A 13,986-nucleotide genomic window follows, 5' to 3' on the forward strand; every position below is an offset into this window, starting at 1 on the left:
ATCAGAGCATATTCGCGCCCGCCTGACGACGTGCTCGATGCCCCTGATTCACTTCGCCGCAGCGCGGCCCCACAATTATCCGGCCTGCGTCGGGACGACCGTCTCCCGTGCCGCGTGGACACGCCGCCAATCAAGCCCTTCGAGCAGCGCCGACAATTCTGCCGCTGACAAACGCATCACGCCATCCTCGATCTTCGGCCAGCGGAAGACGCCTTCCTCGAGCCGCTTGGCGAACAGGCACAAACCCGTACCATCCCAGAAGATCAGCTTGATCCGGTCCGCCCGCTTGGCACGGAACACATAAACAGCGCCGTCGAACGGTTATGTTGCGTGCAACATAACCGTTCTTATGTGTCGGACGAGATTATGTGGCGGAGGCGCGCTAACGCCAGCCAGGGCCGGCCACGGCTGGATTCTTCCGCCACATAATATTTCGTGCCCCTCGTGCGGACGCGGGATCCCCCTGCGCCGTAACGCCGGAGGGGCACAATGCTCGAGTTCTATTTTTCGTACCGCGGGGTGCTTAAACGCCTTCGTGACGGGGCGCTCGGCGCCGAGATGGATCGCATCGCGGGGCACTTTTTCTCGCTCGGTTACAAGCAAGCATCCGCTAAGCTTTATCTGAGCCGGATCGCGCGGTTCGGCCGTTTTGCTGCAGCACATTGCGGTTCACGGCCGATCGGCGAAGCTATCGTCGATAGCTATCTATGCACATTCACCACGGAGTCACCGCGGATTGCGGCAGTGTCTGCGCTCCAACACGCGCGACGGGTGGCGCCCGAACGATTCATTGCTTCGACGCTCATTGTAGTCGATGATCCGGACGCCCCGCTTTTGCGCGCCTTTTCTGACTATCTGAGCAGGGTACGAGGCCTTGAGCCAAGGTCCCGCGATGGCGTTCTCTTGGGCGCACGGCGCTTTCTGGATTGGCTCCGCCATCGCCATCCTGGCCAAGACCTCGAGGCGTTGACGGCAGAGCATGTCCTTGCCGCTGTCGAGTATCGGCTGTCGCTCTCGGCGACCTCCGGCACTCGCACGGCGGCGATCTCTCACATGCGAACGTTTCTCCGCTTTCTGCATTGGGGTGGCCACCACGAGCAGGATCTGGCTCCCGTCGTTCCAAGAACGCCATATTGGCGACTGGCCCATTTACCGCCCCGGCTTTCGTGGGATGATGTTCGCCGCGCCATCGATGCGATCGGCAAGGCGACGCCGATCGACCTTCGCGATCGAGCTGTCCTGTTGTTGCTCGCCACCACAGGCATTCGCAACGGCGAGCTACGCGCTCTTCAGCTCCGGGATATCGACTGGCGAGCTGGCGAGGTTTTTGTCCGGCGCACCAAGGGCAAGCGTGACCGAGTGGCCCCGCTCATCGAGGAGACCGGCGCCGCGCTCGCCGACTACATCCTGCGGGCTCGACCGAAGGTCGATAGTCAGCATCTGTTCCTGTCCTTCACGCCGCCCGTGGGACCATTCAAGTACGCGTCGTCTGTTTCGAGGATCGTGCGGAAGCGATTGCAGCATGGTGGGATCGAGCTCGGTCGCGTCGGAGGCGCACATCTCCTGCGCCACAGTCTAGCCACCCAGCTCGTGGGGCGACGAAGGCCGATCAACGAGGTCGCCGATCTTCTAGGGCACCGAAGCATCAACACAACGGCGCTGTACGTGAAGGTCGCGGCCTCGCAGCTCGCTGGGGTCGCGCTCCCCTTTCCGGGAGGCGCCGCATGACCGCCTTCGCCGCATTCCTCGGCGACAAGGTCGAGCGCTACATCGAGCTGCGCCGCTCCCTCGGCTACGCCTTCAACAAGCAAGCCGGCACGCTGCGGGCTTTCGTTCGCTACGTCGAGCGATCTCAGCTGGGTGCGCCCGCCACCCGGACGATGGCGCTGGAGTTCGTCCTGTCGTTCGGTGGCGCCGCCGACAGCCGCGCGGTCCGTCACGGCGTGCTCCGCCGATTCTATGAGTACCTGGTCGTCTACGACCCCCAGACCGAGGTCTTGGAGCACAAAGCTTTCCCGCGGTCCAGGGCGATTCCGCCGCCGCGCATCCTAAGTGAGGCTGAGCTGACGTCGCTTATCGACGCATGCAGCTTCATTTCGCCAGGGAACCCTCTCAGGGGCCGCACGATGGCGACGCTAATCGGATTGTTGGCCAGCACGGGATTACGATCGGGCGAAGTGGTCAGCCTTGATCGCGGCGACGTCGATCTGACCAACGGGGTCGTCCTCGTCCGTAAAACCAAGTTCCGTAAAGACCGCCTGATTCCTGTTCACCCAACGACCCAGGCAGCCCTTCGTCGATACGCCCGTGAGCGCGACACCGTGTTTCCCAGGCCCAAAGGCGAGGCCTTCTTCCTCAGCTCGCGAGGCTGCCGTCTGTCGGCGACCGGCCTGCAAAGCAACTTCGCTAAGGCCCGCAAGCTCGCGGGACTTGACAATGGCAAGCCTCTGCGACCGCACGATCTCCGGCACCGGTTCGCGGTGACCAGGCTCAGGCTGTGGCACCAACAGCGCGCAGACGTCCAAGCGCTGCTGCCCTTACTCGCCACCTACCTCGGCCACGCCAACTATAGCGACACAGCCTACTACCTCGCCGGCTCGTCGGATCTCCTCGCCATCGCGGCTGAGCGCGCCTTCCTCGACGGAGGCGCGGCATGAACGAACACCTCCTGCTGGCGCCGCTCCTGGAGTCGTACTTTCGTCGCCGGTTGACCAAGCAGCGCAACGCGACCTCCGCGACCTTAGCCAGCTATCGCGATGCCTTGCGCATGCTGATCCTCTTTGCCGCCGCCCATTTGGGGAAGAAGCCGGCGGCGCTGGCCCTTGAGGATCTCGATCGGGACCTTGTTCTCGCCTTTCTTGACGAGCTTGAGGAGAAGCGGAACAACTCCGTCGCAACGCGCAACGCCCGACTAGCCGCGATCCGATCCTTCTTCCATCACGTCGCTGCCGCCGATCCCGCCTCGTTCGGCGTCGCCCAACGGGTTCTGACGATCCCCACCAAACGGGCCCACATCGAGGTGACGCATCATCTCACCAACGCCGAGGTGGAGGCCATCATCGCAGCCCCTGATCAGACGACGCCCCGCGGCCGGCGCGACCGGGCCTTTCTGCTCTTCTTGGCGAGAACCGGCGCTCGCGTGTCCGAAGCGACCGGCGTCAACGCGAACGACCTTCAGTTGGAGCGAGGACGCCCGCAGGTGCTGCTTCACGGCAAGGGACGCCGAGATCGCGTCATTCCTATTCCTAAGGATCTGGTGCGATCGCTGACGGACCTATTGAGCGAACGCGGCCTCGCCAATCATGAACCGCGGCCGATCTTCGTCGGGGTCCACAACGAGCGCCTGACGCGTTTCGGCGCGACGCACATCGTGCGGCGTGCCGCCTCCCAGGCCGGGTCCACGAGGCCAAGCTTGGAGGGCAAGCCGATATCGCCGCACATCTTCCGGCATTCCCTCGCCATGAAGCTTCTCCGGTCAGGCGTGGACCTCCTGACGATCCAGGCTTGGCTTGGCCATGCTCAGGTCGCCACAACCCACCGATACGCCGCTGCGGATGTCGAGATGATGCGCCGGGGACTCGAGAAGGCGGGCGTCTCAGGCGACCGCAGCGCGCGCTTCCGGCCGAACGACACCATCCTGCAGCTGCTGGCCAGCATCTGATTATTATGTGGCGGAGAAACCCTGGGTGGCCGGCCCTGGCTGGCGTTAGGGCGCCTCCGCCACATAATCTCGTCCGACACATAAGAACGGATCGGCCTTCATGTGCTCGCGTACCAACATAGCAAGCCCCTCCATTCCCTTGCGGAAGTCGACCGGCTTGGTTGCCACCATCACCCGGACATTTCCGGACGGGCCGATCACCGGCTTGCCTTCAGCGCATGGACGATGGCCGCAATCATCGTCACGTCCGCGCCTCGGCCGACCCGGATAGTGACGCCTTCGGCTTCGATCTCGATGCCCCCGACATCCGGCTTGGCCTTGCGTCGCGCTGTCTTGCGCTCATGGCCAACAGCCACGGCCGGTACCATGGCGTCTACCACCGCAGGCACAAACTGCGGATCGTCAGCCATCGGCGTCGGCGGCCGGCGTGCTTGCCGGCGCCAGGTGAACACTTGTTGGGGGGTCAGCCCGTGTCGCCGGGCAATCTCGGAAACGACCGCGCCTGGTACCAGCGTCTCCTCGACGATCCGGGCCTTGTCGTCCTTGGAGAACCAACGACGTCGTCCCGTCTCCGTGATCACTTCCAGCCGACGCGGCGTTACGTCCGACTTAAGCGTATGGTCAAGCATAGACACAAGCCGATCCCTTCAAAGAGATCGTGAAACTCGCCTATCCCATGCGCCGCGAGAAGGTGGGAGCAGAACGACGCTTACGATCCACCTCCTCCAGAAACTTGTTCAACTTACCATGGAGCGCATTTCGCTTACGCTCATCGAGGTCGAGAGCATCCAAGTGTTGCTTGATCTGCTCCACAAGGTTTCTAATTCTCGCTTTCGTTGCCGGGTTCAAGCCTACAGAATAGTGCTTTCCCTGAATTTACGGACTGTTGACCCCGGGGCCTTTGCTTCCCGTTCATAGCGTCGGCGATCTTGCCAGCGGGTGATGACGAGCGATGGAGAGCGATAGCGGTGCGAAAATTGGCGATCCCGGCAGGACTCGAACCTGCAACCCACGGAGTAGAAATCCGCTACTCGGCCAAGACGCGCCCCACCTCAGTCTAACCGCCGATTGACCACTGAAATCCCGTGAACAAGCCGCGCAACAGGACGTCAAACAAGCGAACTCTTTTGTTTTTGTTGGTCTTTTCGATTGCTACTTGCATTCGGGACGCAAAGAATCTTTCATGCAACAAGCCGGGGGATTTCCTGTTCGAGCAATCGCAATAATCGGGTGTTGCGTGTCCCCGCAGCTATCGATTCTTGCGATCTCGGCGCAGCTCACCAAGAGTTGCCCTTCGAGTTTCAGCGATCATTTGGCAGGTGTCGGGGGTTGCGCCTCCCTGTACGTAGTAACAGCGTATCACGGCTAGACTGAGCAGCCTGGGGAATATCAGGGCAGCGTCGCTATTGCCGCCTGTCCGCGTCCATATCGAATATCAGGGCTCTACAACATTCGGCGTGGAAGACACTCGGTTAACTGATCACTTACACGATATTTCCAGCTCGTCCGGATCGCGAATCGATTCATCTTTTTCGGCGGCCTTCGCGCCAACAAACTTCATGTTCACCCGTGGCGGCACGGCAAAATCTACATCGAGGTACGCAGTCCCAAGCCGCATCGTGCTTTGGATACGCTTCGCCGTTACTGCGCTTGTGACGAGTGCAGAAATCAAGACGCCTCCGCTCGTTGCTTTTGCTGCAATGGCGTTTAGCTTCGAGAGATCGGTGTTACCCGTTGACCTCAGACGTAAGCGAGCTTTTGGCGGAAGTCCCCAAGTTACCTTAAATGTCGTGACTTCATACCCCATTTGTTCGAGTATCGGCAGAGCATCGCCAACCTGTTGGGTAAAGGTGTTGAACTCCGTCATTGCCCGCCCGGTCGCATCGGAGAAGTCGGGTAAGGAGAGGTCGGGCATCGACGGCAGCGATACAGAGGGCAGGGCTGGTATGGTGGGCATCAAATCCCGGGCTGACTTCGTGATGCTATCGATCCGACTCGGAGCGGAAGCGTCCTCGCAGCGGGCTACGGACGGGATGACGATCAACGACAACAATATCAACAGCGATCTCATATCGATTTCCAGGCTAAAGCGTCGGGAGGCACTATAAAGCGCCTACGACCTTAGGAAGCAACTATGTTGAATGCAATTACAGAAGGCATTAGAAAGTGGCTGGTCGCGCGGTTTGCCTCAGCCATAAGGCATACGACGCGGGCGGAAGATCGGGTAGTCGCCATACGATGGCTTAGCGAATCTCGTGATGTCATCGCGAGTGAGCTGCCCCCTATGGAGAAGTTCAAGAACTTGAATGCGCTCGTCAATTCGAGAACAGCAATCGTCGCTATTGCAAAGAGCGTTTCGGAAGCAGTTTCAAACTACCGGAGCTCTGATCTTCCGCTGCCGATGAAGATCGCACTTCCTGCAACGCTTGCCGCTATTCCATTGGTCGGGGGACATGCCGCGGGTATCGCAGCATTTGGCGGCGCTCTCGGCGTGCCGGTGTTGTTGCTGATCTTTCTCGGCACAGCGGGCATCACGTCGATCATCGAAGCAGTTGTAACCAATCCAGAGGCGCGACCCCAGATTGCCGAAATCATCGACGCCATAGTCCAGGACGAGCGCTTGCGCCGCACCAGCGCGCAGATGAAGGCTGCAATGAAAGAGCAGCCGATGGACCCGACGCGCTTCGCGGTTCCGCCAGAAGAGATGGCACTTCGCGCTTATCTCCTCAACATGGACCCGTTTCAGTTCGAACGCCACACGATGAGCTTTTTCGACGCAGCGGGCTACGAAGCTTGGGCGACGCGCAAATCAAACGACTTCGGAGTCGACGGCTTTGCCATTCATCCCGACGGTTTGATTATTGTTCAATGCAAACGCAACGCGTCAGAGAACAGGGTGGGTCGGCCGACTATCCAACAGTTCAAGGGCGTGATTGAAGAGCAGAGCGCCCATCGCGGATACGTGGTCACGACATCCACGTTCACTGACGACGCAATCGAGTCGGCCGGATGTTCTGAGAAGGTAGTGCTGATAGACATGGACACCCTTGTGCGATGGCACACGGACGCGCCGACGTTTTGAGAGAACCGGGAGGGGTAGGTGCATTGGCTGTTGTTGCGCTTGGCGCTTCATCCAACCGTCAGTGACATCGATCTCAGTACGGTGTGAAAGTGCCGCCCGCATCGGCCACTCAAGAAACTCCGTACAAGTAATCTCGCAGTCGTCGCCGGGCGAGCGCATTTCGTTGCTGCAGGACCGCTCAGCTGTCCAAAGAATATCGTCTCTCCCGCTTTTGGAAAGCTGCCGCTCCGCCCTCAAGTATCCGACAGACCTGCTGCCGCGTACTTTGTGTATCCGTGCAGTCTTCCAGAGCGCCAGCGGAATACGAAAATGAGGGCAAGCCGCCGTTCTCCTTCACGCACTGGGCAACAATGACCTGCTCGGCATCGGTATTGACGACCAGGTTGGGGTTGTGCGTGATGAGAAGGATTTGTCGCCGGAGCTTGGCTCTACGGAAGTAACTCGCCAGTAGACTGTAGATGGATTCGTTGTCGAGGTTCTCTTCTGGTTGATCAATCAGGAGCGGCCGGGTGTCCTTCTTGTCCATCGCTAGATAAAGGGTACGCATACGACGAAGACCGCCTGATTGACGCATGCGCGCGGGCACGGCGAGTTCTATGATGGCGATGCGTGAAGGTCAGGCGGCTTGCTGATCGGTGGGGTTGTCGGCCTGACGCAGGAGCTTCCATTCCCAGGGCAGCAGCTCGTGCAGACGCGATGCGGGAAGATCGGCGATACGGGCGAGGATGTCGGCGAGCCAGGCTTTGGGATCGACGTCGTTCAGGCGACAGGTCGTGATCATCGTCAGCATGATGGCGGCGCGGTCAGCGCCACGTAGGCTGCCGGCGAAGGTCCAGTTGCGCCTCCCCAAGGCGATGCCGCGCAACGCTCTTTCAGCGGCGTTGTTGCTAAGGCAGATCCTGCCATCGTCGAGGAAGCGGGCAAAATCGTCCCAGCGCCTGAGCATGTAGTTCATGGGCTTCAGGACCTCGGAGGAGCGCGAGAGGGTTTCTCGTTCACGGAGTAGCCAGGCGTGCATGTCGTCGAGAAGCGGCTTGCTTCTCTCCTGGCGCGCGGCACGCCGCTCGTCGGCGCTGCGGCCGTTGATGGCGCGCTCGATCTCGAACAACGCATCGAGGCGCCTGACAGCCTCCAGCGCGATCGGGGAGACCGGTTTGCCCTTGCGGCCGTCTCTGGCATTCTTCTCGATGTCAGCCAGTTCGAAGAAGCCCCGCCGCGCATGGGCTAGGCAAAATGCCGGCGTGATCGGTATCGCTTTCCTTTGTGGGTCGAACAACGGCTCGAAGCCGCTGTAGCAGTCCGCCTGCAGGATCCCGGCGAAGGCGGCCAGATGCTTCTGGGGATGCTCGCCCCGTCGGTCGCTCGAGGCGTAATAGACCGCCGCCGGCGGCGCAGGCCCACCGTAGGGCCGATCGTCGCGCACATAGGTCCAGATCCGCCCGGTCGTGCACTTGCCCTTGGCCAGGATGCGGATGGTGGTGTCGTCGCCATGAAGGCGCTCGGCCGACAGCACATGCCGCTCGATCAGTTGGAACAGCGGCATGACGGCGAAGGTCCCGTGGCCGACCTGGTCGGCCAGCGTCGACAACGGCAGGTCGATCCTCTCGGCCCTAAAGCGCACACTCTGGCGGTTGAGCGGGATATGCATGCCGAACTTGTCGAACAGGATTGTCGCCAGCAATTGCGGACCGATGAAGCCGCGCGGCGTGGCATGGAACGGTGCCGGCGGCTGGCTGATCTTCTCGCAATCGCGGCAGGTGAACTTTTCCCGCACCGTCTCGATCAGCTTGAACCGGCGCGGGATCCCCTCCAGCGTCTCGGTCACATCCTCGCCCAGCTTCGCCAGGCGCGATCCGCCGCAGCAGGCACAGCTCGTCGGGGCCTCGATGACGACGCGCTCGCGTTCGATGTCGTCCGGCCACGGCTTGCGCACCGGCCGCTTGCGTGTGAAGGCGCGCACGGCCTGGGTTTTCGCCGCGGCGGTACGTGCGGCAAGCTCATCCTCGCTCGCCGTGGTGACGAGTTCTTCGAGCTCCAATTCCAATTGCTCGATCAGCCGCGCCGTGCGCTCGGAGCGCTGCCCGTACAGTTCGCGCTTGAGCTTCTCGATCCGCAGCTCAAGGTGCACGATCAGCGCCTCGTTGGCCGACAGCTCCGCCCGCGCACTGGCAGCTACCGCCTCGGCTTGCAGCCGCGCCTCACGCTCGGCCTGCAGCGCCGCCAGGGCACTCACGAGGTCCAATGGAAGGTCGTCCGGCTTCGATATCATGAAGCCATTGAATCAGATCACGTTGCAGATTCAAACCGTAAAACGGCTATCCGACCCGCGTTGGTCGCAGCGTTTCTTGAGGGTTTCGCCAATCGATTCCGGACAACAGGTAGCTCATCTGCGCCGGTGAGATCGTCACCGCTTCGCCCGCAACCGATGGCCAGATGAACCTTCCTCTCTCGAGTCTTTTGGTGAACAGGCATGCTCCCTGGCCATCGTGCCAGATCACCTTCACAAGATCGCTTCGGCGACCGCGGAACACGAACAGATGACCGCTGAGCGGGTCCTTGCGCAGCACCTCCTGCACTTGGAGTGCCAACGACGGAAAGCCTCGGCGCATGTCCGTGTAGCCTGTCGCCAGCCACACTCGCGCGCCCGTCGGAACCGGGATCATCGGCGTACCAGAGCATCGAGAACGCGACGTAGCGCGTCTCCATCAACGTCGCCATCGACCCGGATGCGGTGCCCGCTACCAAGATCAATCTCGATGATGCCCTGGCTCTTCCGTCGACGCGCCGCCGTCGTCAATGGCGCTTCGGCCACCTCCCGCGGCGGCACAGACGGCCCAATCTCGACCGGCACGAACGGCGCTATACTCGCTTCACCGTGCTTGCAAAGCTCTTTGCGCCACCTGAACAGCTGGCTCACATGAAGGCCGGCCATGCGAGCCACCTCGGAAACACTGGCTCCGGGCTCGAGCGATGCTGCAACAAGCCGTTCCTTCTCATCCTGCGACCACCGGCGCCGCCGCTCGACCGATGTGATCACCTCTGCCCGCGAAATCGTCATAGCGCTTCTCCTAGGATTACCCCTAGGACCTGCAGCCCTCGCGTCCCTCAAACAAGACGGCCTTTGGCGGAGGGATACGATAAAGGATAAGCAAAACGATACCCTTTGTGCCGGGCGAGAGATCTTCTAACCGGGTACCATTGTAGCTTAGTCCGTACGTGAGGCTGATGTGATCGGTGGAGTATAGCCAATCAAAGAATTCCACCACGGTGTGGCTCGGCTTGAGGTAGTCGCCCACGGTAGCGCCCGCTTCGCCATACGGTTCTAAAAATTTGTTCAAGCCTTCGGCTAGCTCAGAATGATTGCCCGAACTCCAGGCTCCGACCAAATGCTCACTGGCAGCAGCAGTCATATCATCGGGTGTAGAATACGGCAGCTTCTTTCTTTGATTGAACAGTCTCACTCCTTCCTCTATCCAGCCCTCCAGATCGACCCTTAGACGAATGGCGAAATCAAGATGCCTTTCCTGCTGCTCGCCTAGACTCAGGTGTTGTTGGAGCGGTTCATACAGCTTGGCCAGGATTGCACGCTCTTTTTCCAGCGTGTCAAAATAGGAGTAATAGGTAGCGCGCCGCTGTGCTCTGAGCGAATCTAGTTGGTCGCCCTCGGGCCCTTCGATCGTCTCGATTTCACTCCGTACACGACGCAGCTCCGTATCAAGGGCCGCGATTCGGGTCTGAAGATCGACGATCCGAGTACGTTTTGCCTCATCGGCGGTTGTCAGTGCGCTGAGCGCGTGCACCTTTGCCTGGTGTGCGTGAAGCGTTCCTGGTGCTGGATTTGTTGGGTCGCCTTCCGTCTGGCCGATTGCCGCCAGCAGGTCAGCCTTCCGCCGGCCGATAGGAGCTGCGGTGTCGCCCGAGAAACTTGGTCTAAATGCGCTCCAGTCTTCTTCCGGTAAGAGAGCCTTCAGTTCGACCGCTATCCCGTTCCAGAACCGGTCTATATTCGCTTGAAATGCAGTGACCTTTTCCGCCAATTGATCAAGCCTGAGCAACTTCTCCCTTTCAGTCGCAACTAAATCTACCAGCTTGGCCAATGCATCCCGTTCAATCTGGAGCTCGGCGGCAATTTTCGCCTCCTGATCGGAAGCGGTGGGAGGAATTTGCGCAGTTACTCCTTCTCGCTCCTTCAAGAGGGAGGCCTCTTTGGCTCTGCGCTCTGGAATGCTTAGGCGTCGACTGTAAAGGTCACTGATTTGCCGATGCAAGCTGCGCAATTCCTCCTGAAGTCGACGCTGTTCAGCAACGACTCCCGCTGTGCGCTTCTCCCGCAGATCATGAAAGTTGGAGGAGTTCAGAGTTTCTGTCGGATTGAGATACGAAAAAATGACAGCCTCAATTTCTCTGGTGAGTTCTCCACTGGCTGCATGGTCAGCGCACAACCTTTCAACGAACTTCTGGGAGAGATACCGGACCTCCTTCTTCTCGGATACTGCGCCCTTTGCCGAAAGATTGATCGTTGCCTCTCGCCCATCTCCCCAGAGAAGCCCGATTGACATCCCCTTAATATGCGGACGGGCGCGATCGATAAAGGAATCCTTATCCACGTCTCGCCAACTGCCCGCTGCGTAAGCAATGAGGTCGTTAACTGCAGACTTCCCCATGCCTTTTTGTCCAATGATGGCAACAAGGCCGGGATTCAGCAAATAGGTCGCTGTTCCAAACCAATCAGCACCGGACAGCTTCACCGCAGCGAGGGTGCGGGACTTGTCATGCAACGTCGGTGGCTCTTCGCCAATCCAAACACGGTCTTCTGGCTCATAAATGACCTGCCGAAGCCCTTCAAATGTGACGTCTGCCTTGATCCAGCAAAACCGGTTCTGGTCCGGCTTAAACAGTTTCTCGATGCTGTGGGCGTCCGAACCGTGGATGCAGGGTTTGGCGCTGCCGTACACGTTGACAGCTTCATTTCCATGGGTCTTCCCTAGCCAGTATTCCCTGTCGTTAGGATTTCCGGTGAAAATCATATCAGAAAAGCGGTGAAGCTCTTCCCTGAATGCCCTGAATCCGTCGTCATGCCGAATGCCGCTGGCGCCGTCGCCGCTACCGCCCGCGATCACAACAATGGCGTTTCGACGTAGCCAACCTTCACTCTTGAGCCAGGCCCTGAACGTGTCGAACTCGATCTTGAACTGATTGGCTCCTTCGCGTAACGCTGCTGCATCGCTGACTATCTCTGGTTTGACCGCCTTTCCTAACGCCATCAGCTGCGCGTGCTGGCAGGAGTAAGTTCGGCTATTGAATTCAATCGACAGCCGGCCGAGTGCGTTATCGATTTCGTCCTCGTGGTTCGAGTCGTCCGGCGATACCAGGAGGTGAATGTTGATCGCGCGCCCGTCACGGGTTTTGGGAGTAATCCGAAACTCAATGTTCGGAAACATCAACGTTATGTTGGAAAGCCGCCCTTCCGCTTTCAATTTGCGCATGCGGCGATAGTTCGCGATACTCATGTAATCGGTTATCCCGAGTGCATGAACATCATTTTGCCCTTCAACTGTAGCTAAATAGGGGTCCCAGCCTCCGACGAAGTTGTCAGCGAGGATACTCCCTGGAGTATGAATGTGAGGATCCCATCTTCTCCAGATCGAGCCGATTTCGAAAGTCAAATTGCACCCCCAGGTCGCGGGGACAATTTGCAGAAGCCGTATCAGGCGTCCGCTTTCCAAATGTCCCGCAAATAAATAGAAGAACGGACTCGCTGCTTGTTTGCCCAAATAGTGTGAAAAATGATTGTACGTCTGCCGGTCTCGATTAGAAATCTAGTTCGACACGCTAACTTCAGCTGGCCTGCCGTTTCGCATCGCTAGAGGCTTCTAACAGGGGCATATCGAGACTTGGAATGTCGGGCATCGCCTTACCTGCGATAGCCTGGAGTTCTCCCACCATGCCGACAGTTGACTCGACAACCGCAACGATTTGAGCTTCGCGTTTCGCCCATTGCCGACTTATGAATTTCCGCTCTTTGTCGAGATCGTCGCGCATATCATTGAATTTCTCGACGACAGCTTCCACCCTTTGCCGAAACTTCATGCCAGTCAGATATTGATAAACCTGTTCCATCTTGCTCTGCTGTCCCTGCTGCGCCAGGCGCGACCCGCTGACCTCAATGAGGGTCTGACGCAGCGCCACAGCAACCGGGAGAGCATAGCGCGGGTGGGCGACCCATACGCCGTCCAGAAGATCGAAATGCTCGATGTGCTTTGGCAGGGTCTGCGAGATGATGAGAGCGATATCGGCCCCACAACGCCGCTGATCGTCGCGCAACTTTCCCAACCAGCCGTCGTTCCACGCTTTGGTGCGTTTGGACTCCCAAAGGATGATCCCAGCAGCTTGACCCATCGAGCCATTGACTTGCTGCACAACATCGGCTCCCAGCTCGCCTTTGCCAACCGGCTCGATGAGATCCGCTGGAAACCGCACGCGAAGAAGCTCCTCAAGCTCGAGCTCAAGAGCCTCGCCCTGGGACTGCTGGGAACCAAGTTCAGCCTTGCGCTTCAGCTCCTCAATCGTCCGTGCCATGGACTCGATGGTGTGATCTTTTTCCAGAACGCGTAATCTTGCCGCTTCATCAGCTTCCTGCCGCGCCTTGGCCTGAATATCGCCAATCGAGGCCTGAACGCGTTTCTCAATCGTGAGCTCAAGTTCGCGCTTCTCATCATCGAGCGCGCGTTGCTTGCGGATCAGCTCGGCCTGGGCTTGTTGAGCCTCGGCGAGCTTGGCGTTGTTAGCTTCTAATGTGCGGCGAAGGTCAGTGGTTTCAGCCTCTTTTGCCCGCAATTCAGCTGCAGCAGCAGCCCGCGCCTTATTGCCTTCGGCTTCAACAAGCTGGCTGCGCTCTGCCTCCAGTCGGTGCGCTACCTGGTCCTCTATTTGCTCGCGCTGCTTTGCCAGCTGCTCACGCTCCTGGCGCAACACCTCGGCCTTACGGGCTACCTCCGCATCTTTGTTGGCGAGCTGTTCCTGAAAGCGCCGGCGCGTTTCCTCTAGGAGCGGAGCTGCGAGCGATTCCGTGAGCTTAATCTCATTCCTGCAGTGCGGGCATTGAAGAGTAGGCTCAGGTGCGGCGCCGACTACAGTTGCTGCGAAATTCATGACCCCTCCTGCCGGTGCCACTGGCGTCAAAATGCCTCGCAGCGCTTACGCTGCATCATTACCGCAAATTCCGCGTTTCGGGCGAAACTAG

At 59.4% G+C, this 13,986-nt stretch carries 13 protein-coding genes and 1 pseudogene; 4 read left to right on the forward strand and 10 right to left on the reverse strand.

What is annotated here, in order from left to right; translation table 11 throughout:
- Positions 1-75: 75 nt before the first annotated feature.
- Complete coding sequence (gene tnpB, locus AAFG16_RS18100) at positions 76-300, reverse strand: IS66 family insertion sequence element accessory protein TnpB (RefSeq protein WP_342739966.1); 225 nt, start codon at positions 298-300, stop codon at positions 76-78.
- A 189-nt stretch (positions 301-489) separates the two neighbouring features.
- Between tnpB (AAFG16_RS18100) and AAFG16_RS18105 the strand changes: the two genes are divergently transcribed.
- From AAFG16_RS18105 to AAFG16_RS18115, 3 genes are read left to right on the forward strand one after another with little or no spacing between them, the layout of a single operon-like run.
- Positions 490-1,728: a site-specific integrase gene (locus AAFG16_RS18105; RefSeq protein WP_342740054.1), complete on the forward strand. Its 1,239-nt coding sequence runs from the start codon at positions 490-492 to the stop codon at positions 1,726-1,728.
- A complete protein-coding gene (locus AAFG16_RS18110; RefSeq protein ID WP_342739955.1) occupies positions 1,725-2,657 on the forward strand; it encodes a tyrosine-type recombinase/integrase in 933 nt (310 codons plus the stop codon). Before AAFG16_RS18105 ends, AAFG16_RS18110 begins: the two co-directional genes overlap by 4 nt.
- Complete coding sequence (locus AAFG16_RS18115; protein WP_342739967.1) at positions 2,654-3,661, forward strand: tyrosine-type recombinase/integrase; 1,008 nt, start codon at positions 2,654-2,656, stop codon at positions 3,659-3,661. The genes AAFG16_RS18110 and AAFG16_RS18115 overlap by 4 nt, the downstream gene beginning before the upstream one ends.
- Before the next feature lie 84 nt (positions 3,662-3,745).
- Here the strand turns inward: AAFG16_RS18115 and tnpB (AAFG16_RS18120) are convergent.
- From tnpB (AAFG16_RS18120) to AAFG16_RS18130, 3 genes and pseudogenes are all read right to left on the reverse strand, one after another.
- Positions 3,746-3,862, reverse strand: a pseudogene (gene tnpB / locus AAFG16_RS18120) (IS66 family insertion sequence element accessory protein TnpB); the annotation flags it as partial.
- On the reverse strand, positions 3,859-4,290 hold the full coding sequence (locus AAFG16_RS18125; protein ID WP_342734297.1) for a transposase: 432 nt from the start codon (positions 4,288-4,290) through the stop codon (positions 3,859-3,861). The gene AAFG16_RS18125 and the pseudogene tnpB (AAFG16_RS18120), both read right to left, overlap by 4 nt.
- 851 nt (positions 4,291-5,141) lie before the next feature.
- Entirely contained in the window at positions 5,142-5,732 is a 591-nt protein-coding gene (locus tag AAFG16_RS18130; protein WP_342740055.1) for a hypothetical protein, read from the reverse strand.
- A gap of 63 nt (positions 5,733-5,795) precedes the next feature.
- Here AAFG16_RS18130 and AAFG16_RS18135 point away from each other — a divergent pair, with 63 nt between their 5' ends.
- Positions 5,796-6,743: a restriction endonuclease gene (locus tag AAFG16_RS18135; protein ID WP_342740056.1), complete on the forward strand. Its 948-nt coding sequence runs from the start codon at positions 5,796-5,798 to the stop codon at positions 6,741-6,743.
- Between the two features lie 178 nt (positions 6,744-6,921).
- Here the strand turns inward: AAFG16_RS18135 and AAFG16_RS18140 are convergent, their stop codons facing one another.
- The 6 genes from AAFG16_RS18140 to AAFG16_RS18165 all read right to left on the reverse strand — a co-directional run bounded on the left by AAFG16_RS18140 (position 6,922) and on the right by AAFG16_RS18165 (position 13,895).
- Positions 6,922-7,290 (reverse strand): hypothetical protein, encoded by a 369-nt coding sequence (locus AAFG16_RS18140; protein ID WP_342740057.1) that lies wholly within the window; start codon positions 7,288-7,290, stop codon positions 6,922-6,924.
- 69 nt (positions 7,291-7,359) lie between these two features.
- Positions 7,360-9,012, reverse strand: a complete 1,653-nt coding sequence (locus tag AAFG16_RS18145; RefSeq protein ID WP_342733845.1) for an IS66 family transposase — start codon at positions 9,010-9,012, stop codon at positions 7,360-7,362.
- Positions 9,013-9,058: 46 nt separating this feature from the next.
- Entirely contained in the window at positions 9,059-9,406 is a 348-nt protein-coding gene (gene tnpB, locus AAFG16_RS18150) for an IS66 family insertion sequence element accessory protein TnpB (protein ID WP_271608648.1), read from the reverse strand.
- Positions 9,403-9,801, reverse strand: a complete 399-nt coding sequence (locus AAFG16_RS18155) for a transposase (protein ID WP_271608649.1) — start codon at positions 9,799-9,801, stop codon at positions 9,403-9,405. Before AAFG16_RS18155 ends, tnpB (AAFG16_RS18150) begins: the two co-directional genes overlap by 4 nt.
- A gap of 22 nt (positions 9,802-9,823) precedes the next feature.
- Positions 9,824-12,517 (reverse strand): TrlF family AAA-like ATPase, encoded by a 2,694-nt coding sequence (locus tag AAFG16_RS18160; RefSeq protein ID WP_342740058.1) that lies wholly within the window; start codon positions 12,515-12,517, stop codon positions 9,824-9,826.
- Between the two features lie 64 nt (positions 12,518-12,581).
- A complete protein-coding gene (locus AAFG16_RS18165) occupies positions 12,582-13,895 on the reverse strand; it encodes a DUF2130 domain-containing protein (protein ID WP_342740059.1) in 1,314 nt (437 codons plus the stop codon).
- Between the last annotated feature and the right edge of the window lie 91 nt (positions 13,896-13,986).

It is taken from the genome of Bradyrhizobium sp. B117 (genome assembly GCF_038969555.1).
GTDB lineage: Bacteria > Pseudomonadota > Alphaproteobacteria > Rhizobiales > Xanthobacteraceae > Bradyrhizobium.

Excerpts from the sequence above, each read along its gene's own strand:
- AAFG16_RS18105 (WP_342740054.1), top strand. The coding sequence starts at position 490 with ATGCTCGAGTTCTATTTTTCGTACCGCGGGGTGCTTAAACGCCTTCGT.
- AAFG16_RS18110 (WP_342739955.1), top strand. The coding sequence starts at position 1,725 with ATGACCGCCTTCGCCGCATTCCTCGGCGACAAGGTCGAGCGCTACATC.
- AAFG16_RS18115 (WP_342739967.1), top strand. The coding sequence starts at position 2,654 with ATGAACGAACACCTCCTGCTGGCGCCGCTCCTGGAGTCGTACTTTCGT.
- AAFG16_RS18125 (WP_342734297.1), bottom strand. The coding sequence starts at position 4,290 with ATGCTTGACCATACGCTTAAGTCGGACGTAACGCCGCGTCGGCTGGAA.
- AAFG16_RS18130 (WP_342740055.1), bottom strand. The coding sequence starts at position 5,732 with ATGAGATCGCTGTTGATATTGTTGTCGTTGATCGTCATCCCGTCCGTA.
- AAFG16_RS18135 (WP_342740056.1), top strand. The coding sequence starts at position 5,796 with ATGTTGAATGCAATTACAGAAGGCATTAGAAAGTGGCTGGTCGCGCGG.
- AAFG16_RS18140 (WP_342740057.1), bottom strand. The coding sequence starts at position 7,290 with ATGCGTACCCTTTATCTAGCGATGGACAAGAAGGACACCCGGCCGCTC.
- AAFG16_RS18145 (WP_342733845.1), bottom strand. The coding sequence starts at position 9,012 with ATGATATCGAAGCCGGACGACCTTCCATTGGACCTCGTGAGTGCCCTG.
- tnpB (WP_271608648.1), bottom strand. The coding sequence starts at position 9,406 with ATGATCCCGGTTCCGACGGGCGCGCGAGTGTGGCTGGCGACAGGCTAC.
- AAFG16_RS18155 (WP_271608649.1), bottom strand. The coding sequence starts at position 9,801 with ATGACGATTTCGCGGGCAGAGGTGATCACATCGGTCGAGCGGCGGCGC.
- AAFG16_RS18165 (WP_342740059.1), bottom strand. The coding sequence starts at position 13,895 with ATGAATTTCGCAGCAACTGTAGTCGGCGCCGCACCTGAGCCTACTCTT.